17 protein-coding genes and 1 pseudogene are annotated in these 21068 nt (G+C 70.8%); 11 read left to right on the top strand and 7 right to left on the bottom strand.

The annotated features are described in order from the left end of the window. Positions 1–6: 6 nt before the first annotated feature. From BLU22_RS04150 to BLU22_RS04140, 3 genes are all read left to right on the top strand, one after another. Positions 7–1041 (top strand): type IV pilus twitching motility protein PilT, encoded by a 1035-nt coding sequence (locus BLU22_RS04150; protein WP_090212346.1) that lies wholly within the window; start codon positions 7–9, stop codon positions 1039–1041. A gap of 27 nt (positions 1042–1068) precedes the next feature. Beyond that, a complete protein-coding gene (locus tag BLU22_RS04145) occupies positions 1069–2214 on the top strand; it encodes a PilT/PilU family type 4a pilus ATPase (protein WP_090212345.1) in 1146 nt (381 codons plus the stop codon). A gap of 82 nt (positions 2215–2296) precedes the next feature. Further along, positions 2297–2704: an NINE protein gene (locus BLU22_RS04140; protein WP_090212344.1), complete on the top strand. Its 408-nt coding sequence runs from the start codon at positions 2297–2299 to the stop codon at positions 2702–2704. 62 nt (positions 2705–2766) lie between these two features. Here the strand turns inward: BLU22_RS04140 and BLU22_RS04135 are convergent, their stop codons facing one another. From BLU22_RS04135 to gshB, 7 genes are all read right to left on the bottom strand, one after another. Further along, positions 2767–4038 carry a dihydroorotase gene (locus BLU22_RS04135; RefSeq protein ID WP_090212342.1) on the bottom strand — a complete coding sequence of 424 codons (1272 nt, stop codon included), beginning with the start codon at positions 4036–4038 and terminating at the stop codon, positions 2767–2769. Continuing rightward, positions 4035–5039, bottom strand: coding sequence for an aspartate carbamoyltransferase catalytic subunit (locus BLU22_RS04130; RefSeq protein ID WP_090212340.1), 1005 nt, complete (start codon positions 5037–5039; stop codon positions 4035–4037). Before BLU22_RS04130 ends, BLU22_RS04135 begins: the two co-directional genes overlap by 4 nt. A gap of 10 nt (positions 5040–5049) precedes the next feature. After that, positions 5050–5565 (bottom strand): bifunctional pyr operon transcriptional regulator/uracil phosphoribosyltransferase PyrR, encoded by a 516-nt coding sequence (gene pyrR / locus BLU22_RS04125; RefSeq protein ID WP_090212338.1) that lies wholly within the window; start codon positions 5563–5565, stop codon positions 5050–5052. Positions 5566–5580: 15 nt separating this feature from the next. Beyond that, positions 5581–6015 carry a Holliday junction resolvase RuvX gene (ruvX, locus tag BLU22_RS04120; protein WP_090212337.1) on the bottom strand — a complete coding sequence of 145 codons (435 nt, stop codon included), beginning with the start codon at positions 6013–6015 and terminating at the stop codon, positions 5581–5583. Continuing rightward, positions 6012–6581 (bottom strand): YqgE/AlgH family protein, encoded by a 570-nt coding sequence (locus BLU22_RS04115; RefSeq protein WP_090212335.1) that lies wholly within the window; start codon positions 6579–6581, stop codon positions 6012–6014. The genes ruvX and BLU22_RS04115 overlap by 4 nt, the downstream gene beginning before the upstream one ends. A gap of 48 nt (positions 6582–6629) precedes the next feature. Continuing rightward, complete coding sequence (locus tag BLU22_RS04110; protein WP_090212334.1) at positions 6630–7520, bottom strand: energy transducer TonB; 891 nt, start codon at positions 7518–7520, stop codon at positions 6630–6632. Positions 7521–7611: 91 nt separating this feature from the next. Then, positions 7612–8571 (bottom strand): glutathione synthase, encoded by a 960-nt coding sequence (gshB, locus tag BLU22_RS04105; RefSeq protein WP_090212332.1) that lies wholly within the window; start codon positions 8569–8571, stop codon positions 7612–7614. A 238-nt stretch (positions 8572–8809) separates the two neighbouring features. Here gshB and pilG point away from each other — a divergent pair, with 238 nt between their 5' ends. The 8 genes and pseudogenes from pilG to BLU22_RS04065 all read left to right on the top strand — a co-directional run bounded on the left by pilG (position 8810) and on the right by BLU22_RS04065 (position 21067). Then, positions 8810–9220: a twitching motility response regulator PilG gene (gene pilG, locus BLU22_RS04100; protein ID WP_090212331.1), complete on the top strand. Its 411-nt coding sequence runs from the start codon at positions 8810–8812 to the stop codon at positions 9218–9220. Positions 9221–9267: 47 nt separating this feature from the next. After that, positions 9268–9633: a twitching motility response regulator PilH gene (pilH, locus tag BLU22_RS04095; RefSeq protein WP_090212329.1), complete on the top strand. Its 366-nt coding sequence runs from the start codon at positions 9268–9270 to the stop codon at positions 9631–9633. A 46-nt stretch (positions 9634–9679) separates the two neighbouring features. Then, the gene (locus BLU22_RS04090) at positions 9680–10216 is read left to right on the top strand and encodes a chemotaxis protein CheW (RefSeq protein ID WP_090212327.1); all 537 of its coding nucleotides are present in this window, start codon (positions 9680–9682) and stop codon (positions 10214–10216) included. A gap of 85 nt (positions 10217–10301) precedes the next feature. Beyond that, entirely contained in the window at positions 10302–12350 is a 2049-nt protein-coding gene (locus tag BLU22_RS04085; protein WP_090212325.1) for a methyl-accepting chemotaxis protein, read from the top strand. A gap of 49 nt (positions 12351–12399) precedes the next feature. Beyond that, on the top strand, positions 12400–13263 hold the full coding sequence (locus BLU22_RS04080; RefSeq protein ID WP_090216253.1) for a CheR family methyltransferase: 864 nt from the start codon (positions 12400–12402) through the stop codon (positions 13261–13263). A gap of 21 nt (positions 13264–13284) precedes the next feature. After that, a pseudogene (locus BLU22_RS04075) lies at positions 13285–19498 on the top strand (Hpt domain-containing protein); the annotation flags it as partial. Further along, positions 19494–20528 (top strand): chemotaxis protein CheB, encoded by a 1035-nt coding sequence (locus tag BLU22_RS04070; protein ID WP_090216249.1) that lies wholly within the window; start codon positions 19494–19496, stop codon positions 20526–20528. The pseudogene BLU22_RS04075 and the gene BLU22_RS04070, both read left to right, overlap by 5 nt. Then, positions 20525–21067: a chemotaxis protein CheW gene (locus BLU22_RS04065; RefSeq protein ID WP_231975273.1), complete on the top strand. Its 543-nt coding sequence runs from the start codon at positions 20525–20527 to the stop codon at positions 21065–21067. Before BLU22_RS04070 ends, BLU22_RS04065 begins: the two co-directional genes overlap by 4 nt. The last annotated feature ends 1 nt before the right edge of the window (position 21068 follow it).

Below are 21068 nucleotides of genomic sequence, written 5' to 3'. Positions count from 1 at the left end.
ACACCCATGGATATTACCGAGCTGCTGGCCTTCAGCGCCAAGCAGGGCGCCTCCGACCTGCATCTGTCCGCCGGCCTGCCGCCGATGATCCGCGTCGATGGCGACGTGCGCCGCATCAACCTGCCGCCGCTGGAGCACAAGCAGGTTCACGCGCTGATCTACGAGATCATGAACGACAAGCAGCGCAAGGACTTCGAGGAGTTCCTGGAAACCGACTTCTCCTTCGAGGTGCCGGGGGTGGCACGCTTCCGGGTCAACGCCTTCAACCAGAACCGCGGCGCCGGCGCGGTGTTCCGTACCATTCCCTCCAAGGTGCTGAGCATGGAGGAGCTGGGCATGGGCGAGGTGTTCCGGCGCATCGCCGAGGTGCCGCGCGGCCTGGTGCTGGTCACCGGGCCGACCGGCTCGGGCAAGTCGACCACCCTGGCGGCGATGCTCGACTACATCAACAACGCCAAGTACCAGCACATCCTCACCATCGAGGACCCCATCGAGTTCGTCCACGAGTCGAAGAAGTGCCTGGTCAACCAGCGCGAGGTGCACCGCGACACCCTGGGCTTCGCCGAGGCGCTGCGCTCGGCGCTGCGCGAGGACCCGGACATCATCCTGGTCGGCGAGATGCGCGACCTGGAAACCATCCGCCTGGCGCTGACCGCGGCGGAAACCGGCCACCTGGTGTTCGGCACCCTGCACACCACCAGCGCCGCCAAGACCATCGACCGGATCGTCGACGTGTTCCCCGCCGAGGAGAAGTCGATGGTCCGCTCGATGCTCTCCGAGTCGCTGCAGGCGGTGGTCTCGCAGACCCTGCTGAAGAAGATCGGCGGCGGCCGGGTGGCGGCCCACGAGATCATGATCGGCACTCCGGCGATCCGTAACCTGATCCGCGAGGACAAGGTGGCGCAGATGTACTCGGCGATCCAGACCGGCGGCGCGCTGGGCATGCAGACCCTCGACGCCTGCCTGAAGAACCTGGTCGGCCGCGGCCTGGTCAGCCGCGAGGCGGCGCGCGAGAAGGCCAAGAGCCCGGAAGGCCTGTAAGTCCCACTCTGCCCGCAAGGAGCCGGCATGGAACTGGAACAACTACTGCGCCTGATGGTCGACAAGCGCGCCTCGGACCTGTTCATCACCACCGGCGTCGCGCCGTCGCTGAAAATCGACGGGCGCATCCTGCCGATCGCCGGGGGCGCGCTGTCGCCGGAGGCGGCGCGCAACATGGTGCTGGCGTCGATGAGCGAGGCCCAGCGCCAGGAGTTCGATGCGCATCACGAGTGCAACTTCGCCATCAGCGCGCGCGGCATCGGCCGCTTCCGCGCCAGCGCCTTCTACCAGCGCAACCAGGTGGGCATGGTGCTGCGGCGCATCGAGACCAGCATCCCCAGTCTCGACGACCTGCGCCTGCCGGAAGTGCTCAAGCAGCTGTCGATGACCAAGCGCGGCCTGGTGCTGTTCGTCGGCGCCACCGGCACCGGCAAGTCGACCTCGCTGGCGGCGATGATCGGCCACCGCAACCGCCACTCCCAGGGCCACATCATTTCCATCGAGGACCCCATCGAGTTCGTCCATCAGCACCAGGGCTGCATCGTCACCCAGCGCGAGGTGGGCATCGATACCGACTCCTTCGAGGTGGCGCTGAAGAACACCCTGCGCCAGGCGCCGGACGTGATCATGATCGGCGAGGTGCGCACCCGCGAAACCATGGACTATGCGGTGGCCTTCGCCGAGACCGGCCACCTGTGCCTGGCCACCCTGCACGCTAACAACTCCAACCAGGCGCTGGACCGGATCATCCATTTCTTCCCCGCCGACCGCCATCCGCAGGTGTGGATGGACCTGTCGCTCAACCTCAAGGCCATCGTCGCCCAGCAGCTGGTGCCGAGCGCCGACGGCCAGGGTCGCCGCGCGGTGATCGAGGTGCTGCTCAACACCCCGCTGGTCGCCGACCTGATCCGCAAGGGCGAGGTCCACGAGCTCAAGGCGCTGATGAAGCGCTCCACCGAGCAGGGCATGCAGACCTTTGACCAGGCGCTGTTCCGTCTCTACGAGGCCGGCGAGATCAGCTACGAGAACGCCCTGGCCCATGCCGACTCGGCCAACGACCTGCGCCTGATGATCAAGCTCGACGTGCAGACCGACGCCACGCGGCTGGAGAAGAGCGTCCTCAACCTGAGCCTGGCCGACGAGGACGATCCCGGCCTGCCGCCGCTGCGCTGAGCGGGGTGGGGGAACGCGACGCGCGTCGGCGAGTCGAACCCGTACGGGCCAGGCCCATCTCCCTTCGTTCAAGGACCACGGCATGAGCAACGCACTGCACCACGATACCCACAGCAAGACCATCGGCTACCTGCTGTGGATCTTCGGCTTCCTGGGGGCGCACCGCTTCTACTACGGACGCCCGGTGACCGGCACGATCTGGTTCTTCACTCTCGGTCTGCTCGGCGTCGGCTGGCTGATCGACCTGCTGCTGATCCCCGGCATGGACCGCGAGGCCGACCTGCGCTTCCATGGCGGGCGCACCAGCTACAACGTGGCGTGGGTGCTGCTGACCTTCCTCGGCGTGTTCGGCGTGCATCGCATGTACATGGGCAAGTGGCTCACCGGCATCCTCTACCTGTGCACCGGCGGCTTCTTCCTGATCGGCGTGCTCTACGACTTCTGGACCCTCAACGAGCAGATCTCGATCCGCAACGCCCGGCTGTTCTGAGCCTGCAGTAAAACGACCAGGCCCGCCGATTGGCGGGCCTGGTCGTTGCGGCGGGGGCGGCTTCAGCCCTGGTGCGTGCTGCGCCCGCCGAGTAGGGTCTGGCGTACCGCGCCGGGCAGGCAGTGACCGTTGAACGGGCAGTTGCTGCCGCGGGAGTGCCAGTGCTCGCCGACCAGGGTCTGCGCGCGCGGATCGAACAGCACCAGGTCGGCGCGCTCGCCCGGCGCCAGGCGTCCGGCCGGCAGGCGCAGGGCGTCGGCGGGGCCACAGGTCAGGCGTGCCAGCAGGGTCGGCAGGTCGAGCAGGCCGTCCTCCACCAGGGTCAGCGCCAGCGGCAGGAGGATCTCCACGCTGGCGATGCCCGGTTCGGTGGCGGCGAAGGGCGCCAGCTTGGCGTCCGCCTCGTGGGGCTGGTGGTGGCTGGCGATGGCGCCGATCACCCCGCTCTTCACCGCCTCGCGCAGGGCGTCGCGGTCGGCGCGCGAGCGCAGCGGCGGCTGTACGTGGTAGAGGCTGGAGAAGCCGCTGAGCGCCTCGTCGGTGAGGATCAGCTGGTACAGCGCCACGTCCGCGCTCACCGGCAGGCCGCGGGCCTGGGCCTCGGCGATCATCTGCGCGCCGCGCGCGCTGGTGATCTGGCTGAAGTGGGCGCGCACGCCGCTCTGCTCGACCAGCAGCAAGTCGCGGGCCAGGGCCACGGTCTCGGCGCTTTCCGGGATGCCGGAGAGGCCGAGGAAGCTGGCGGTGGCGCCCTCGTGGGCCATGCCGCCTTCGGCCAGGTCGGCGTCCTGGGGGGTGAACACCACGGTGAGGTCGAAGGTGGCGGCGTATTCCAGCGCGCGGCGCAGCGCGCGGTTGTTGCGCATCGGTGCCAGGCCGTTGGTGAAGGCCACGCAGCCGGCATCGCGCAGGGCGACCAGCTCGGCCAGCTGTTCGCCGTCGAGGCCGCGGGTCAGCGCGCCGATGGGGAACACCCGGGCGCTGCCGGCGTCGCGGGCGCGGTCGAGGATCACCTCGGCCACCGCCGGGGTGTCGAGCACCGGTCGGGTCAGCGGCGGGCAGCACAGGCTGGTCACCCCGCCGGCGGCGGCGGCGCGGGTCTCGCTGGCGACGCTGCCCTTGCGGGTGTAGCCCGGCTCGCGCAGGCTGACCGCGAGGTCGACCAGGCCGGGGGCGGCGATCAGGCCGTGGGCGGCGATCTGCTGTTCGGCGACGAAGCCGTGCGGGGCGTCGCCTAGGGCGACGATGCGCCCGGCGTCGATGTGGATGTCGCAGGTCTGGTCGAGGCGGCTGGCCGGGTCGATCAGGCGGGCGCCGTGGATGCTGGTTTTCACTGGGCGTCTCCCTGTTCGATCTGGCGCTGTGCCTGCTGGCCGCTCATGGTCATGGACAGCACCGCCATGCGCACGGCGATGCCGTAGGTCACCTGGTTGAGGATCACCGACTGGGCGCCGTCGGCCACCGCCGACTCGATCTCCACGCCGCGGTTGATCGGCCCCGGGTGCATGACGATGGCGTCCGGCTTGGCCAGCGCCAGGCGCTGCTCGGTGAGGCCGTAGAGCTTGTAGAACTCGCCCTGGCTGGGCAGCAGGCCGCCCTGCATGCGCTCGCGCTGCAGGCGCAGCATGATCACCACGTCGACGTCCTTGAGGCCCTCGGCGAGGTCGGTGTAGGCGCGCACGCCGTACTGCTCGATGCCGATCGGCAGCAGGCTCTTCGGGCCGATCACGCGGATGTCCGGACAGCCGAGGGTCTTCAGCGCCAGCATGTTGGAGCGCGCCACCCGCGAGTGCAGGATGTCGCCGACGATCGCCACCGAGAGGTTCTCGAAGCCGCCCTTGTGGCGGCGGATGGTCAGCATGTCGAGCATGCCCTGGGTCGGGTGGGCGTGGCGGCCGTCGCCGCCGTTGATGATCGCGACCTCGGGGCAGACGTGCTCGGCGATGAAGTGCGCGGCGCCGGAGTCGGCGTGGCGCACCACGAACATGTCGGCGGCCATCGCTTCGAGGTTGCGCAGGGTGTCGAACAGGGTCTCGCCCTTGCTGGTCGAGGAGGTCGACACGTTGAGGGTGATCACGTCGGCCGACAGGCGCTTGGCGGCCAGCTCGAAGGTGGTGCGGGTGCGCGTGGAGTTCTCGAAGAACACATTGCACACGGTCTTGCCGCGCAGCAGCGGCACCTTCTTCACCGCACGCGCGCCGACTTCGAGGAAGGAGTCGGCGGTGTCGAGAAGTTCGGTGAGCAGCTCGCGGGGCAGGCCGTCGAGCGAGAGGAAATGGCGCAGCTGGCCCTGGTCGTTGAGCTGCAGCGGGCGCTTGGCGTCGGTCGGCGTCATGCGGGGGTTCTCAGTGGGAGGCGGCGAGGGTCTGCAGCTCGAGGGCGAGCAGTGCAGGCCCGTGCAATTTTACCCGCTGCTCGGGGGCCAGCGACAGGGTGGCGCCGACCACGTCGGGGCGGATCGGCAGCTCGCGGGCATCCAGGTCGAGCAGGCAGACCAGGGTCACGCTGGCCGGGCGGCCGTAGTCGAACAGTTCGTTGAGCGCCGCGCGCACGGTGCGCCCGCTCATCAGCACGTCGTCGATCAGCACCAGGTGCTGGTCCTCGACCTCGAAGGGCAGCGCCGAGGGCTGCACCTGCGGGTGCAGGCCGGTGCGGCTGAAGTCGTCGCGGTAGAAGGACACGTTGAGCGCGCCGAGCGGCGCCTCGCTGCAGTCCAGTTCGGCGAGCAGGGCGCGGGCCACCCACACGCCGCCGGTCTGGATGCCGACGAAGCGCGGCTCAAGGATGCCGCGCCGGTTCAGGTGGGCACGCAGGTCGTCGGCCATCTGCGACAGCAGGGCAGCGGGATCGGGCAGGGTCATGGGCAGTCCTCGGGATCAGTGCGATGGGCTTGCGTGTTGCTCCAGCCAGCCTTCGAGCAGCAGGGCGGCGGCCAGGGCGTCCACCGGGCGCTCGCGATAGCCGCCGCGCTGGCCCTGGGCCAGACGCTGGCCCTTGGCTTCGAAGGTGGTCAGGCGCTCGTCGTGGGTGTGTACCGGCAGGTTGAAACGCCCGTGCAGGCGGCGGGCGAACTTCTCGGCGCGCGCGCTCATCTCGCTGGGCGTGCCGTCCATGTTCAGCGGCAGGCCGACGACGATGGCGTCCGGCTGCCACTCCTTGACCAGTTTCTCGATCTGGCTCCAGTCCGGCACGCCGTTCTGCGCCTTGAGCACGCACAGCTCGCGGGCCTGGCCGGTGATCGCCTGGCCGACGGCGACGCCGATCTGCCGGGTGCCGTAGTCGAAACCGAGCAGCAGGCGCGGGCCGCTCATGCGTGGCCGGCCTCGCGGGCCAGCAGGGCGAGGTCGACGCCCAGACTGGTGGCGGCGCGCGCCAGGCGTTCTTCGCTGGCGACCTCGAAGAGGATCGCCGGGTCGGCCGGGCAGGTCAGCCAGGCGTTGTCGAGCAGCTCGGCCTCCAGCTGGCCGGCGTCCCAGCCGGCGTAGCCGAGGGCGATCAGGCACTGTTCGGGGCCATGGCCTTCGGCGATCGCCACCAGACTGTCCTGGGAGGTGGAAAGGGCCAGCTCGCCCAGCTCCAGGGTGGCATGGAACTGCCAGCCGCGCGGGTGGAGGACGAAGCCGCGATCGGTTTGCACCGGGCCGCCGGCATAGATCGGCCGCGTCTGGCAGCGCGCGTCGGCGCGGATGTCGGGCTGCAGCTGGTCGAGAATCTGCGCCAGGGTGAGGCCGCTGGTGCGGTTGACCACCAGGCCCATGGCGCCGAACTCGTTGTGGTCGACCAGGTAGATCAGGGTCTGGGCGAAGTTCGGATCGTCCATCTGCGGCATGGCGATCAGGAAGTGGTGCTTGAGGGAGTGCTGGGTTGTGCTGTTCATGGCCGTAGTGTCGGGCTTCGGCTCGCCGCCTTCAAGTCCGCGCCCGGCTCACTGGCTGGCCAGGCGGTCGCCGCGGGCAAAGCGCCAGGTACGGATGATCTCCAGCACGTCGACGTCGGCCAGGTCGCCGCTGAACGGGGCGAAGGGCGCGGACAGGCGCACGATGCGCATCGCCGCCTGGTCGAGGATCGGCTGGCCGGATGATTCGAGCAAGGCGACCTCGCGCAGGGTGCCGTCGCGGTTGATCGCCACCAGCAGGCGCAGGCTGCCGTAGAGGCGCTGGCGGCGCGCCTCGTCGGGATAGTTGAGGTTGCCGACCCGCTCGACCTTGCGCCGCCACTCCTCCTTGTACCAGGCGCCCTTGTCGCGCATGGTCGAGGCGGCGTTGAGGCGATGGACGCGCGGGCGTTTGGCGTACAGCTCGCGTTCGTCGCTGAGCTGTGCCTCCAGGCTGGCGATCTCCGCCGACAGCTGGCTGCTGTCGAAGCGCGGCGCCTCGGCGGGACGCGGTTCGGCCGGGCGCGGCGGCGGCGCCTGACTGGGCGCCTGCTGCGGACGCGGCGCGCGGGTGGTGACGCTGGCCTGCGGCGGCGGTGGCGGCGGACTGGCCCGGGGCACGGCGGGCGCGGCCACCGGATTGATGCGGCTGTCCTGGAACGGAGCCCGCTCGGTGGTCTTCGGCGTGGCCTGCTGCTCCAGGCTGCCGCTGCCCTGCTGGTCGTGCTGGGCGAGCAGTTCGGCCTTCTCCGGCGGCGTCTCGCTCTTGAAGGTGGCGATGGTCACGTCGAGGGTCTTGCTCGGCAGATCCGGAGCCGGCAGCGAGAAGCCGACGCCGAACAGCACGGCGAGGTGCAGCAGCGCGGCGCACAGCAGGGTCAGGCCCAGGCGGCGGCCGGCCGGGGCGCGCGGAGGAAGCGAAGGGGAGGCGGCAGCGTTCATCGGTGGGCGCATGACGGGGAGTCGGCGCAGTCTGCCGCCGCCCCCGGCAAAAGTCCATGCGCTGCTGCGCGGGGCGCGACGGCGTTCGCGCTCAGCGCGCGCGGGCGTCGAGCTTGGCGGCGATGGCGTCCATCAGCTGGCCGGCGATGTCTGTGCCGAAGGCGGCATCGATCTCGCGGATGCAGGTCGGGCTGGTGACGTTGATCTCGGTGAGGTGCTCGCCGATCACGTCGAGGCCGACGAACAGCAGGCCCAGCTCGCGCAGGGTCGGGCCGACCTGGGCGGCGATCCAGCGGTCGCGATCGGTCAGCGGCCGCGCTTCGCCGCGGCCGCCGGCGGCCAGGTTGCCGCGGGTCTCGCCGCTGGCGGGAATGCGCGCCAGGCAATAGGGCACCGGCTCGCCATCGATCATCAGGATACGCTTGTCGCCGTCCTTGATCGCCGGCAGGTAGCCCTGCGCCATGATCTGCCGGCTGCCGTGGGCGGTTAGGGTCTCGAGAATCACCGACAGGTTGGGGTCGCCAGCGCGGTGGTGGAAGATCGACGAGCCGCCCATGCCGTCCAGGGGTTTGAGAATGATGTCACGCTGCTCTGCGGCAAACTCGCGCAGAATGTCGACGCGTCGGCTCACCAGGGTGGGCGGCGTGCAGTGCGGGAAGCGGGTGGCGAACAGCTTCTCGTTGCAGTCGCGCAGGCTCTGCGGGCGGTTGACCACCAGCAGGCCTTCGCGTTCGGCCTGCTCCAGCAGGTGGGTGCAGTAGAGGAATTCGCTGTCGAACGGCGGGTCCTTGCGCATCAGCACCACGTCCAGCTCGTGCAGGGCGATGTCCTGCTCGGCGTCGAGGTGGAACCAGTGCTTGGGGTCGTTGAACACCTTGAGCGGCCGGGGCCGGGCGCGCACCTGGCCATCGCGCAGATAGATGTCGTGCTGCTCCAGGTAGAACAGCGACCAGCCGCGCGACTGGGCGGCCAGCAGCATGGCCAGCGAGCTGTCCTTCTTGAAGGAAATGCGGGCGATGGGATCCATGACGATGCCCAGGCGAACGCTCATAGGGGGAGTCCTCCACTGCATGATGACGGCCGGACGCCGTCGGATGGCGATTGCAAGGCGCCAAAGTGGCCTTGGGCTTGCCTTGAGTCAAGGAAAAAACACGCGCTTTCGGGATTGATGGGGCGCCTGTGGCGGACTGTGCTACAAGGCTCGCCGGCCGGCGCCAAGCCCCGGCGCGACGGGGTCGGGACAGGCCCCGAATGGAACGACAACTCGCCAAGGTAATGGTAGGGCAGACATGGAACAGCACTCCGAGAGCTTGAAGGTCATGGTGATCGACGACTCGAAAACGATCCGCCGCACGGCGGAAACCCTGCTCAAGAAGGTGGGGTGCGACGTCATCACCGCCATCGACGGCTTCGATGCCCTGGCCAAGATCGCCGACTCGCGTCCGGGGATCATCTTCGTCGACATCATGATGCCGCGCCTGGACGGCTATCAGACCTGCGCCCTGATCAAGAACAACAGCGCCTTCAAGTCCACGCCGGTGATCATGCTGTCTTCCAAGGACGGCCTGTTCGACAAGGCCAAGGGGCGCATCGTTGGCTCCGACCAGTACCTGACCAAGCCGTTCAGCCGCGAAGAACTGCTCGGCGCCATCAAGAATCATGTTCCAGGCTTCGTGCCCCAGGAGCAGCCCACCATCTGAGACAGTGGCCGAGGGTCGCTGCCGACTTCATCGAGAAGGGAAACTGCATGGCTCGCATATTGATCGTTGACGACTCGCCGACCGAGCTGTACCGGCTGGCCGGCATCCTCGAAAAGCACGGGCATCAGGTGCTACGTGCCGAGAACGGCGGCGACGGTGTGGCTCTGGCGCGCCAGGAGCGTCCCGACATCATTCTCATGGACGTGGTGATGCCGGGGCTCAACGGCTTCCAGGCCACCCGCCAGCTGACCCGCGATCCGGGCACCGGTCACATTCCGGTGATCATCGTCACCACCAAGGATCAGGAAACCGATAAGGTCTGGGGCAGACGTCAGGGCGCGCGCGACTACCTGACCAAGCCGATCGACGAGAACCTCCTGCTGAAGACCATCGCTGCCGTGCAGGCCGGCTGAACCCATGCTGCCCGCAAGCGGCGCAGCTCACGAGGCCGAGGCCGGCATGAGCGAGGCGATGACTCCCTTCCAGCGACTGTGCGAGATCGACCGGCAATGCCGGCAGCGCGGTCTGTCGCTGCCGGCGCGGCGCAAGGTGGCGGCGCAGTGGGGCGGCATCGGTTTCCGCCTGCGCCAGCACCACTGCGTGGTGCCGATGAGCGAGCTGGGCGAGGTGCTGCACGAGCCGCGGCAGACCCGCCTGCCCGGGGTGCGCGAGTGGGTGCGCGGCGTGGCCAACGTGCGCGGCCGGCTGTTGCCGATCATGGACCTTGGTCAGCTGCTCGGTTTCGCGCCGGTGGCGGCAGGCCCGCAGCGGCGGGTGCTGGTGGTCGAGCAGGACGAGGTGTTCGCCGGCCTGCTGGTCGACGAAGTCTTCGGCATGCAGCATTTCGCCGTGAGCAGCTTCAACGCGGCGTTGCCCGCGCTGGAGGCGCCGTTGCAGCCGCTGGTACAGGGCGTGTTCCGGCGCGAGCGCGACTGGCTGGTCTTCAGCCCGCATGCGCTGGTCGCGCGGCCGGCGTTTCTGGATGTGGCCCGATAGGGCATGCGCGTGACCGGGAGGACTCCGGTTGCGCCCGGTTTTTTGGCAAGCACTCAGCGAGGACGGTCCAGGCGAGGGCCAGAAGATGAAGACATTCAACGCAGGCAATCTATTCAGCGGCATGCATAGCAGCCAGCAGATCGGCGTACTGTTCGCGGTGCTGATCGTCTCGGTCGCACTGCTGTTCGCCAACTTCGCCTACCTCAGCCGGCAGGCCGACCACGACCAGCAGTACATCGGTCATGCCGGCGAGCTGCGCCTGCTGTCCCAGGGACTGGCCAAGAACGCCCTGGAGGCGGCCGCCGGCAAGGCGCCGGCCTTCGCCCTGCTCAAGGAGGAGCGCGACGACTTCGTGCAGCGCTGGCAACTGCTGACTGCCGGCGATCCGGCGACCGGGCTGCCCGCCGCGCCGGCCGAACTGGCCGATCCGCTGACGGCGGTCGAGCAGGCCTGGCTGCCGCTGCGCGCGAGTACCGAGACGATCCTCGCCCGCGAGCAGACGGTGCTGTCGCTGCACCAGGTCGCCGAGACCCTCGCCGAGACCGTGCCGCAACTGCAGCGCGAGTACGAGGAGGTGGTCGACATCCTGCTGGAGAACGGCGCGCCGGCCGACCAGGTGATCGTCGCGCAGCGCCAGACTCTGCTCGCCGAGCGGATCCTCGCCGCGGTCAACCGGGTGCTCGCCGGCTCCGGCGACGCGCTGCAGGCCGCCGACAGCTTCGGACGCGACGCCAGCCTGTTCGGCCGGGTGCTCAAGGGCATGCGCGAAGGCAATACCGCCATGGGCATCTCGCGGGTCACCGACGGCGAGGCGATCGCCCGTCTGAACGCCACCGCCGAGCTGTTCGAGTTCGTCGCCGGTTCGGTGGACGAGATCCTGCAGACCTCCTCGGAGCTGTTCCGCGTCCGCGCAGCGGCCAGCGACATCTTCGAGCGCTCCCAGGGCCTGCTGGAGCGCACCACCGAGCTGGCCGGCGGTTTCGAGAGCCTGGCCGGCGGGCGCACCTTCAACACCCTGGCCGGTTACGTGCTGGGTCTCCTGGCGCTGGCCTCGATCGTGCTGATGGCGCTGATCCTGGTGCGCGACACCCGGCGCACCCTGGCCGAGACGTCCGAGAAGAATGACCGCAACCAGACCGCGATCCTGCGCCTGCTCGACGAGATCGGCGATCTGGCCGACGGCGACCTGACCGTGCAGGCCACCGTGACCGAGGACTTCACCGGCGCCATCGCCGACTCGATCAACTACTCCATCGACCAGCTGCGCGAGCTGGTCGAGACCATCAACCAGACCGCCATGCAGGTGGCCGCCGCCGCCCACGAGAGCCAGGGCACGGCGATGCACCTGGCCGAGGCCTCCGAGCACCAGGCCCAGGAAATCGCCGGCGCCTCCGCGGCGATCAACGAGATGGCGGTATCCATCGACCAGGTATCGGCCAACGCCGCCGAGTCCGCCGCGGTGGCCGAGCGCTCGGTGGCGCTGGCCAACCGCGGTAACGAGGTGGTGCACAACACTATCGCCGGAATGGACAACATCCGCGAGCAGATCCAGGACACCTCCAAGCGGATCAAGCGTCTCGGCGAGTCCTCCCAGGAGATCGGCGACATCGTCAGCCTGATCGACGACATCGCCGACCAGACCAACATCCTCGCGCTGAACGCGGCGATCCAGGCCTCGATGGCCGGCGATGCCGGGCGCGGCTTCGCCGTGGTCGCCGACGAGGTGCAACGTCTGGCCGAGCGCTCCTCGGCGGCGACCAAGCAGATCGAGGCGCTGGTCAAGGCGATCCAGACCGATACCAACGAGGCGGTGATTTCCATGGAGCAGACCACCAGCGAGGTGGTGCGCGGCGCGCACCTGGCCCAGGACGCCGGGGTGGCGCTGGAGGAGATCGAGAAGGTATCGCGCAGCCTGGCCGCGCTGATCCAGAACATCTCCAACGCCGCCCGCCAGCAGGCCTCCTCGGCCAGCCACATCGCCAACACCATGTACGTGATCCAGGAGATCACCTCGCAGACCTCCACCGGCACCACCGCCACCGCGCGCAGCATCGGCACCCTGGCCAAGATGGCCAGCGACATGCGCCAGTCGGTGGCCGGCTTCACCCTGCCGCAACAGCGGGAAACGGCCTGAGACCCGGCATGGGCCATGGCCCATGCCCATCATCGACGAGGGGCGCGACATGCAGCCAAGTTCACCCTGGGCCATGACGCCGCTCGCGGAGTTCGACCCCGGCGAGTTCGCGGCCTGGCAGGAACTGCTGGAAACCCGCAGCGGCCTGGTGGTCGAGGCGCAGCGCCGTACCTACCTGCAGACCATGCTGGGCGCCCGCCTGCGCGAGCTGGGTCTGCACAGCTACGCCGAGTACCGGCGCCAACTGGGCGAAGGGCCGCGCGGCGCGTTCGAATGGGCCTGCCTGATGGATCGCCTGACCGTGCAGGAAACCCGCTTTTTCCGTCATCCGCCGTCCTTCGCCTGTGTCGCGGCACACCTGCGCGCGCTGGGCTCGGCGGCCGACGCGGGCCGTGCCTGGCAGCTGTGGAGCGTCGGTTGCGCCTCCGGCGAGGAGGCCTATGCCCTGGCGCTGCTGGCTGCCGAGGCGCAGCAGGCGGCCGGCCTGCCGACCCGCTTCGGGGTGACCGGCAGCGATCTCAGCCGGACCGCGCTGGAGCGAGCGCGCTGCGGACGTTACCGGCCCGAGCGTCTGGGCGGGCTGTCGGCGGTGTTGCGCCAGCGTCATTTCGCAGCACTGACGGACGGCGACTGGCAGGTGAGGGACGCGCTGCGACAGCGCTGCTGTTTCGTGCAGTTGAACGTGCTCGATCTGGAGCAGGCGCCGCAGGGCGGCATGGACGTGATCTTCTGCCAGAACCTGCTGATCTATTTCCGCCGCTGGCGGCGCCGAGAGGTCCTCGCCCGACTGGTCGAACGCCTGCGCCCCGGCGGTCTGCTGGTGATCGGCGTGGGCGAGATGGGCGATTGGCACCACCCGCAGCTGCAGGCGGTCGCCGACAATCAGGTACTGGCCTTTACCCGGAAGGGATGATGAGCGATGTGTGGAGAGGCTATGGGTGAGCGGCACGACTACGTCGCCCTGGAGTGGGTGCGCGGCGAGATCGCTGCGACCCTGGACCAGGCGCGCCAGGCGCTGGAAGGGTTCGTCGAGCAGCCGGAGGACGTGACCGGTCTGCGCTTCTGCCTGAACCATGTGCATCAGGTGCATGGCACGCTGCGGATGGTCGAGTGCCAGGGGGCGGTACGCCTGGCCGAGGACATGGAGCTGGTGCTGCGTGCGCTGGTGGACGGGCAGCTCGCCGTGGGCGACGAGGCCCTGCAGCTCCTGATGCAGGCGATCCTGCAGCTGCCCGGCTATCTGGAGCGGGTGCAGCAGGTCCAGTGCGACCTGCCGCAACTGCTGCTGCCGCTGCGCAACGCGCTGCGCCAGATCCGCGGCGTGGCTCCCGCGGCGCCGCTGTTCAGCGTCGACCTGTCGGTGCCTCGGGCTGCCCTGCCGGCCGAGGCCCTGGCGGCGCTGGAGCAGGCGGGGCTGCCGGCGTTGCTGCGCAAGCTGCGGCAGATGCTGCAACTGGCGCTGGTCGGGCTGATGCGCGGCCAGGAGGTGCCGGCCCAGCTGGAGCGGCTGGACAAGGTCTTCGCCCGTCTCGAGGAGCTGTGCGGCGAGGCGCCGCTCGGCTTGCTCTGGTCGCTGGCGGCGGGGCTGGTCGAGGGCCTGCGCGCCGGCAGCATCGAGTCCAGCCCGGCGCTCTACGCGCTGCTGCGCGAGGTCGACCGCGAGTTCAAGCGCCTGCTCGAAGAGGGCCTGCCGGCGCTCAATCGGGCGCCGAGCGGCGAGCTGCTCGACGCGCTGCTGCAGCCGGTTGCCGGGAGCGCGGGCGCAACGCCGCGCCTGGCCGCGCTCAAAGCACACTATCGGCTGGATGAGGAGGCCTCGAGTACGCCGGCCGAGCTGGGCGGTCTCGACCGCGGCACGCTGGAGGCGCTGGTGGGCGCCCTGCGCGAGGAGCTGGTGCGCCTCAAGGAGCGCCTCGACCTGTTCGTGCGCGGCGACCGCCGCCAGGCCGGCGAGCTGCAGGCGCTGCAGGCACCGCTCAAGCAGATGGTCGACACCCTGTTGCTGCTCGGCTTCGAACAGCAGCGCAAGGTGCTGGCCGAGCAGCTGGACAGCCTGGCGCGTCTGGCCGCCGCGCCGATGCCGCCGGACGATGCCGCGCTGATGGATGTTGCCGGCGCCCTGCTGTTCGTCGAGGCCAGCCTGTCGGGCATGGTCGGCAGCAGCGACACCGCCGCCAGCGAGGACAGCCTGCTGCCGACCACCGATGTACGCCAGGTGCAGCGTCTGGTCCTGCGCGAGGCGCGCAGCGGGCTGGAGCAGACCAAGGACGCGATCATCGAGTTCATCGCTTCGCACTGGAGCCATCGCGCGCTGGAGAGCGTGCCGACGCTGCTCGGCCAGGTGCGCGGCGCCCTGGAAATGCTGGCGCTGCCGCGTGCCGCGGCGCTGCTCGACGCCTGCGCCCGTTACGTCGGCGAGCAGGTGCTGGCCGAACAGCGGGTGCCGAGCTGGCCGCAGCTGGATGCGTTGGCCGATGCCCTGACCAGCGTCGAGTATTACCTGGAGCGCCTCGCCGAAGGCGCCAGCCAGGGCGAGGCGCTGCTCGACGTGGCCGAGGACAGCCTGGCCGGACTCGGCTACCCGCCGTGTGCTCCGTCGCCGGCCCGTGTCGCCGGCGCGATGCCGGCCGCTCCGGCTGCGACAGCCGGGGTTCCGGCGGACGAGGAGCATGCTCCGGCGCCTCCGGCGGGCGAGCCTGTCGACACCGACACCGACACCGACACCGACACCGACACCGACACCGGGCCTGTCTCCGAGGCGCCGCTGGCCGTCACCGGACCGCTCGCGCCGGGCATCGTGACGATTCTGCCGCCGCCCGCCGACGAGGCGCCCCTCGACGAGGAACTGCGCGAAGTCTTCATCGAGGAAGCCGGCGAGGTGCTCGACGAGATTGCCGCGCTGCTGCCGCGCTGGCAGGCCGCCCCTGCCGACACCGAGGCGGTGCGCGAGCTGCGCCGCGCCTTCCACACCCTCAAGGGCAGCGGCCGCATGGTGCGGGCGCTGGTGCTGGGTGAGTTGGCCTGGGCGGTGGAGAACCTGCTCAACCGGGTCATCGAGCGCAGTGTGGCTGGCGATGCGTCGCTGCAGGCGCTGGTGGGCGAGGTGCTCGCCGTGCTGCCGGCGCTGGTCGACGAATACGCCGCCGGCGCCCAGCGCCAGCGCGACGACGTCGACCGCCTGGCCGCCCGCGCCCAGGCGCTGGCCGAGGGCCGCGCGCTGCCCGCAGCGCTCCTGCAGCCGTTGCCGCCTGCCGTCGCCGAGCCTGCGCCCGGCGAGTCTCTTGCCCTGGCGCCGGATCGGGCGGAGCCGCCCGCGCCGGTAGAGCCCTCCGCAGCGTCGGCCGCCGAGGGCGACTCGCAGTTGCTGGAAATCTTCCGCGGCGAGGCCGAGGCCCACCTGGCGACGCTCGACGATTTCCTCGCCGGCTGCGACGACGGCCAGCCCCATGCGGTGACCGACGAACTGCAGCGGGCGCTGCATACCCTGCGCGGCAGCGCCTGCGTAGCCGGCGCACAACCGATCGCCGAGCTGGCGGCGCCCCTCGAACGGCTGGCCAAGGACTTCAAGAGCCATCGGGTACCGCTGGCGCCGCCGGCGGTGGCCCTGCTGCGCGATGCCGGCGAAGCCCTGCACGCCGGGCTGGCGGAGCTGGAGTACCGCCCGCTGACCGACCTGCCCGGCGGCAGCCTGCTGCTGGCGCGGGCGCAGCAGTTGCACGCCAGCCATCTGGCCGCCTTCGGTGGCGAGCGCGGCGACGCCGGCGATGCTGACGGAACGCCGCCCTTGCTGGGCGAGGCGGCAGGACTGCTGCTCGATGCCGAGGTGCTGCTGCTGCGCTGGCGCGAGGCACCGTTGCCGCCCGCCGAGCAGCAGGCGCTGCAGACGGCGCTCGAAGTGCTGCGCGGGCAGGCAGCCGGCCGCGACCTGGGCGCGCTGGTCGAGCTGGCCGACGCCCTGCTGGACTGCCACCGCGAGGCGGCCGCCTGTGCCGCGCCGCTGGCGGCGCCGCACTTCGCAGCGCTGGCGATGGGGCACGAGGCGCTGGTCGGCATGCTCGATCAACTGGCGGCCGGACTCGAAGTCGAGGCACGCCCGGAGTGCCTGCAGGCGCTGCGCGACGTGCCGGCGGCCGGGGAGGGCGTGCTGTCCGCGATGGACGACGGCGACCCGCGGGCGGCGTTGCCGGCAGCGCCCGGCGAGCTGCATGAGCCCGGCATCCAGCGGCGTCCGGGTGCGCTGCCCGCTGGCGCGCTCGATGGGGAAATGCTGGCCATCTTCCTCGAAGAGGCGACCGACATCCTCGACAGTGTCGGCGACGTGCTGCAGCGCTGGGAGCAGGAACCGCCGGCCGGCTTCGTGCTGGCGGCCCTGCAGCAGGATCTGCACACCCTCACCGGCGGCGCGCGGATGTCGGGCGTGCGGGAGATCGGCGATCTGGCCCATGAGCTGGAGGCCGTCTACGAGGGACTTGCCGACGGTCGCCTGGAAGAGGACGCGGCGTGTCTGACGCTGCTGCGCGAGGGGCATGGACGTCTGGTCGGTCTGGTCGACGCCCTGCGCGAGGGCCAGCCGCAGTCCGCCCCGGATGCCCTGCTGGGGGCGTTGCGCGCCTTGCGCCAGGGCGGCGAGCGGCCGCAGCCGGTGACTGCCGAGGCGTCTCCGGCGGCTGTCGAGCCGGTGGCGAGCCCGCCGTCGCCGCCTGCAGCGCCCGCCGCGGCGCCGGCCAGGATCGAGCGCGATGTCGAGCTGCTGGAGATCTTCCTCGACGAGGGCTTCGACATCATCGAGTCGGCGGGCGAGGCGCTGCGCTGCTGGCTGCAGGACCCCGCGCAGATGGCGCCGCTGGCGGCCCTGCAGCGCGACCTGCACACCCTCAAGGGCGGGGCGCGGATGGCCGAGGTGGGCGAGATCGGCGATCTGGCCCATGAGCTGGAGTTCCTTTACGAGGCGCTGGGGCACGGCCGCCTGCAGGCCGATGCCGCGCTGAGCGAGGTGCTGCATGCCTGCCACGACAGCCTGCTGCGCATGCTTGAGGCCCTGCGCGAGGACGCGCCCTTGCCCGATGGCCGGGCGCAGCTGGAGGCGATCCGCCGGTGTCGGGGTCTGCCGCCGAGCGCGCCGGCAGCTGTGCCCACCGTGGTCGAGCCGGCGGCCGAGGCGCCGCGCGAGGCTCATCCGGAGCCGCTGGCGAGCGCGGAGCCGGTCGTCGCCGAGACGGCCGAGCAGCTGCTGGACGAGGAGGCGCTGATCGAGCTGCCGTTCCTCAAGCGCGCCGCCGCCCCGCGCGACAACCCGCGGCGCGGCGGCCAGGAGCAGGCCAAGGTGTCCGCCGAGCTGCTCGAGCGGCTGGTCAACCTGGCCGGCGAAACCTCGATCTTCCGCGGTCGTGTCGAGCAGCAGGTGAGCGACATGCGCGGCACGCTGGGCGAGATGGAGGCCACCATCGAGCGGGTGCGCGACCAGTTGCGCCGCCTGGATACCGAGACCCAGGCGCAGATCCTCTCCCGCCACCAGAGCGAGGGCGAACGGGCCGGCTACGAGGAGTTCGACCCGCTGGAAATGGACCGCTATTCGCAGCTGCAGCAGCTGTCGCGGGCGCTGTTCGAGTCGGCCTCCGACCTGCTCGACCTCAAGGAAACCCTCGCCGCGCGCAACCGCGACGCCGAAACCCTGCTGCTGCAGCAGGCGCGGGTCAACACCGAGTTGCAGGAGGGCCTGATGCGTACCCGCATGGTGCCCTTCGAGCGGCTGGTACCGCGCCTGCGCCGCATCGTGCGGCAGGTGGCGGCCGAGTTGGGCAAGCAGGTCGAGCTGGAGGTGAGCAATGCCGAGGGCGAGATGGATCGCCGTGTGCTGGAAGGCATGCAGGCGCCGCTGGAGCACATGCTGCGCAACGCCATCGATCACGGCATCGAGACGGCCGCGGTGCGCGCGGCGGCCGGCAAGCCGGCACAGGGCACGATCCGCCTGAGCCTGGCGCGCGAGGGCAGCGACATCTGCCTGAGCCTGGCCGACGACGGCGGCGGCGTGGATGTCGCCGCGGTGCGCCGCAAGGCCATCGAGCGCGGGCTGCTGGACGCCGGGCAGACGTTGCCCGATCACGAAGCGCTGCAGTTCATCCTTGCCGCCGGGTTCTCCACGGCCCGTGCGGTGACGCAGATTTCCGGGCGCGGGGTCGGCCTCGACGTGGTGGCCTCCGCGGTGCGCCAGTTGGGCGGCGCGATCGAGATCGACTCGCAGGCGGGGCAGGGAACGCGCTTCGCGATCCGCCTGCCGTTCACCGTGTCGGTCAACCGTGCGCTGATGGTGGAGTGCGGCGACGACCTCTATGCGCTGCCGCTCAGTGCGGTGGAGGGCATCGTCCGCGTGGCGCCGGAGCAGCTGGCGCGTGCGAACCGGGACGAGGCGCCGACGCTGGAGTATGCCGGGCGCAGCTACCGCATCTGCCGGCTGGGCGAGTTGCTGGACTCCGGGCGGACGGCGCTCTCCGCGTTCGCCGCTCCGCTGACAGGCAGTCCCCTGCCGGTGGTGCTGCTGCGCGGTGGCGAGCAGCCCAGCGCGGTGCAGGTGGACGCCCTGGCCGGCTCGCGGGAGGTGGTGGTCAAGAGCCTGGGCAGCCAGTTCGCCGCGGTGCCGGGACTGGGCGGTGCGACCATCCTCGGCGATGGCCGGGTGGTGGTGATCCTCGACGTGGCCGCCCTGCTGCGCGCCCGCCAGGCGCAGCCGGAGCCGTTGCTGCAGTGCGCCCAGGCCGACGCGGCCGTCGCTGGCCAGCGGGCGCCGCTGGTGATGGTGGTGGACGACTCGGTCACCGTGCGCAAGGTCAGCGCGCGCTTGCTGGAGCGCCACGGCATGCAGGTGCTGACCGCCAAGGACGGCGTCGACGCGCTGGCTCAGCTGCAGGACGTGCTGCCCGACGTGATGCTGCTGGACATCGAGATGCCGCGCATGGATGGCTTCGAGGTGGCCAGCCAGGTGCGCCACGATGCCCGCCTGCGCGACCTGCCGATCATCATGATCACCTCGCGCACCGGCACCAAGCACCGCGAGCGCGCCGAGGCCATCGGCGTCAACCACTACCTTGGCAAACCCTTCCAGGAGAGCGATCTCCTGGCGCACATCCAGCAGCTGGTCGATATCCCATGAACGAGTCTTTCAGCGGCCGCGTCGCGGTCATCGCCGATACCCTGACGCAGCGCCAGGCGTTGCAGCAAGCCCTTCTGCTCAATGGCTACCAGGTGGTGCTCTGTGCGGCGCCGGAGCAGTTGGACGAGCAGCGCCTGGAGGCCTGCGCGGCCGACCTGTGGCTGGTCGACCTGGCCAGCCCCGACGAGGCGCCGCTGGTCGAGCACCTGCTCGAGCAGGCCTGCGTGCCCCTGCTGTTCGGCGAGGACCAGGCGCCGCCGCCCGGCAGCGAGCAGTACCTGCGCTGGGAGCGCCGCCTGCTCGGCAAGCTCAAGCGCCTGCTGGGCGATCCGGCCGCGCCGGTCGGCCCGACACTGGCCGGGGTCGGTGCGCAGTTGCCCGCCGCGGCGGTGCTGCCGCTGCCGGCGACGCTGCCGGCGGCCACGGGCGTGCCGGCGCAGCAGGTCTGGCTGCTGGCCGCCTCGCTGGGCGGGCCGCCGGCGGTCAAGGCCTTCCTCGATGCGTTGCCGGCCGGCTTGCCGCTGGCCTTCGTCTATGCCCAGCACATCGACGCGGCCTTCGAGACGCAGCTGCCGCAGGCCGTCGGCCGCCACAGCCAGTGGACGGTCGGCGCGCCGCGCGATGGCGACTGGCTGCGTTGCGGCGAGGTGGTGGTGGCGCCGGTCGGCTGCGAGCTGGGGTTTGCCGAGGACGGCCGCATGCGCCTGACGGCGGGCTCCTGGCCCGAACCCTACAGCCCCTCCATCGACCAGATGATGCTCAACCTGGCCCAGCGCTTTGCCGGTCGCTGCGGGGTGATCGCCTTCAGCGGCATGGGCAGCGACGGCAGCGCGGCGGCGGCCTATCTGCGCCGCCAGGGCGGGCAGATCTGGACCCAGTCCGCCGCCAGCTGCGTCTGTAGCGGCCTGCCGGACAGCCTGCGCGAGGCCGGTCACAGCACGCGCAGCGGCTCGCCGCGCGAGCTGGCCGAGGCCCTGGTGGCGCAGCTGGCCGAATGCGCGGCGGACGCGCTGGCCGGAGGTGTGCGGTGAGCCGCCCGGACGTCCCGGCGCAGCCGGCGCTCAACGCCCTGCTGTTGCCGTTGCTCGGGCGTACCCTGTTGCTGCCCAGCGTGGCGCTGGCCGAACTGGTCAATCTCCTGCCGGTCGAGCCGGGCGGGGCGGCGGCGCCTGCCTGGTATCTGGGCGCAGTTCGCTGGCGCGAGCGGAGGGTGCCGCTGCTGTCGTTCGAGGCGGCGGCGACGGGCGGCGCGCCGCCGGCGCTGCGGCGCATCGCGGTGCTGCACGCCCTCGGCGGGCACGGGGGGCTGGATTTCCTTGCCCTGGCGCTGCAGGGCCTGCCGCGGCCCTGCAAGGTCGAGTCCGACCTGGCGGCCAGCGGCGAAGTCTGCGCCGCGCTGGAGCTGGAGGCGGTGACGCTGGCCGGCGAGTCGGCGCGGATTCCCGACCTGCCGGCGCTGGAGCGGCTGCTGCTGGATACCGGGCTCTGGACGGAGGCCGCGCCGCCGGCGTTCCCAGCGGACCAGCGGAGCCTGCCGCGGCGCGGCGTCGGTCAGGCCGTCGACTGCTGAG

The organism is Pseudomonas guangdongensis, from assembly GCF_900105885.1.
Taxonomy (GTDB): domain Bacteria; phylum Pseudomonadota; class Gammaproteobacteria; order Pseudomonadales; family Pseudomonadaceae; genus Geopseudomonas; species Geopseudomonas guangdongensis.
Note: the sequence above shows the minus strand (reverse complement) of the source record. Positions and strands in the feature narration are given on the sequence as shown.

Bases quoted from the DNA above. Each gene is read 5' to 3' on its own strand.
- BLU22_RS04150 (WP_090212346.1), top strand. From the start codon at position 7: ATGGATATTACCGAGCTGCTGGCCTTCAGCGCCAAGCAGGGCGCCTCC.
- BLU22_RS04145 (WP_090212345.1), top strand. From the start codon at position 1,069: ATGGAACTGGAACAACTACTGCGCCTGATGGTCGACAAGCGCGCCTCG.
- BLU22_RS04140 (WP_090212344.1), top strand. From the start codon at position 2,297: ATGAGCAACGCACTGCACCACGATACCCACAGCAAGACCATCGGCTAC.
- BLU22_RS04130 (WP_090212340.1), bottom strand. From the start codon at position 5,039: ATGACGCCGACCGACGCCAAGCGCCCGCTGCAGCTCAACGACCAGGGC.
- pyrR (WP_090212338.1), bottom strand. From the start codon at position 5,565: ATGACCCTGCCCGATCCCGCTGCCCTGCTGTCGCAGATGGCCGACGAC.
- ruvX (WP_090212337.1), bottom strand. From the start codon at position 6,015: ATGAGCGGCCCGCGCCTGCTGCTCGGTTTCGACTACGGCACCCGGCAG.
- BLU22_RS04115 (WP_090212335.1), bottom strand. From the start codon at position 6,581: ATGAACAGCACAACCCAGCACTCCCTCAAGCACCACTTCCTGATCGCC.
- BLU22_RS04110 (WP_090212334.1), bottom strand. From the start codon at position 7,520: ATGAACGCTGCCGCCTCCCCTTCGCTTCCTCCGCGCGCCCCGGCCGGC.
- gshB (WP_090212332.1), bottom strand. From the start codon at position 8,571: ATGAGCGTTCGCCTGGGCATCGTCATGGATCCCATCGCCCGCATTTCC.
- pilG (WP_090212331.1), top strand. From the start codon at position 8,810: ATGGAACAGCACTCCGAGAGCTTGAAGGTCATGGTGATCGACGACTCG.
- pilH (WP_090212329.1), top strand. From the start codon at position 9,268: ATGGCTCGCATATTGATCGTTGACGACTCGCCGACCGAGCTGTACCGG.
- BLU22_RS04090 (WP_090212327.1), top strand. From the start codon at position 9,680: ATGAGCGAGGCGATGACTCCCTTCCAGCGACTGTGCGAGATCGACCGG.
- BLU22_RS04085 (WP_090212325.1), top strand. From the start codon at position 10,302: ATGAAGACATTCAACGCAGGCAATCTATTCAGCGGCATGCATAGCAGC.
- BLU22_RS04080 (WP_090216253.1), top strand. From the start codon at position 12,400: ATGCAGCCAAGTTCACCCTGGGCCATGACGCCGCTCGCGGAGTTCGAC.
- BLU22_RS04070 (WP_090216249.1), top strand. From the start codon at position 19,494: ATGAACGAGTCTTTCAGCGGCCGCGTCGCGGTCATCGCCGATACCCTG.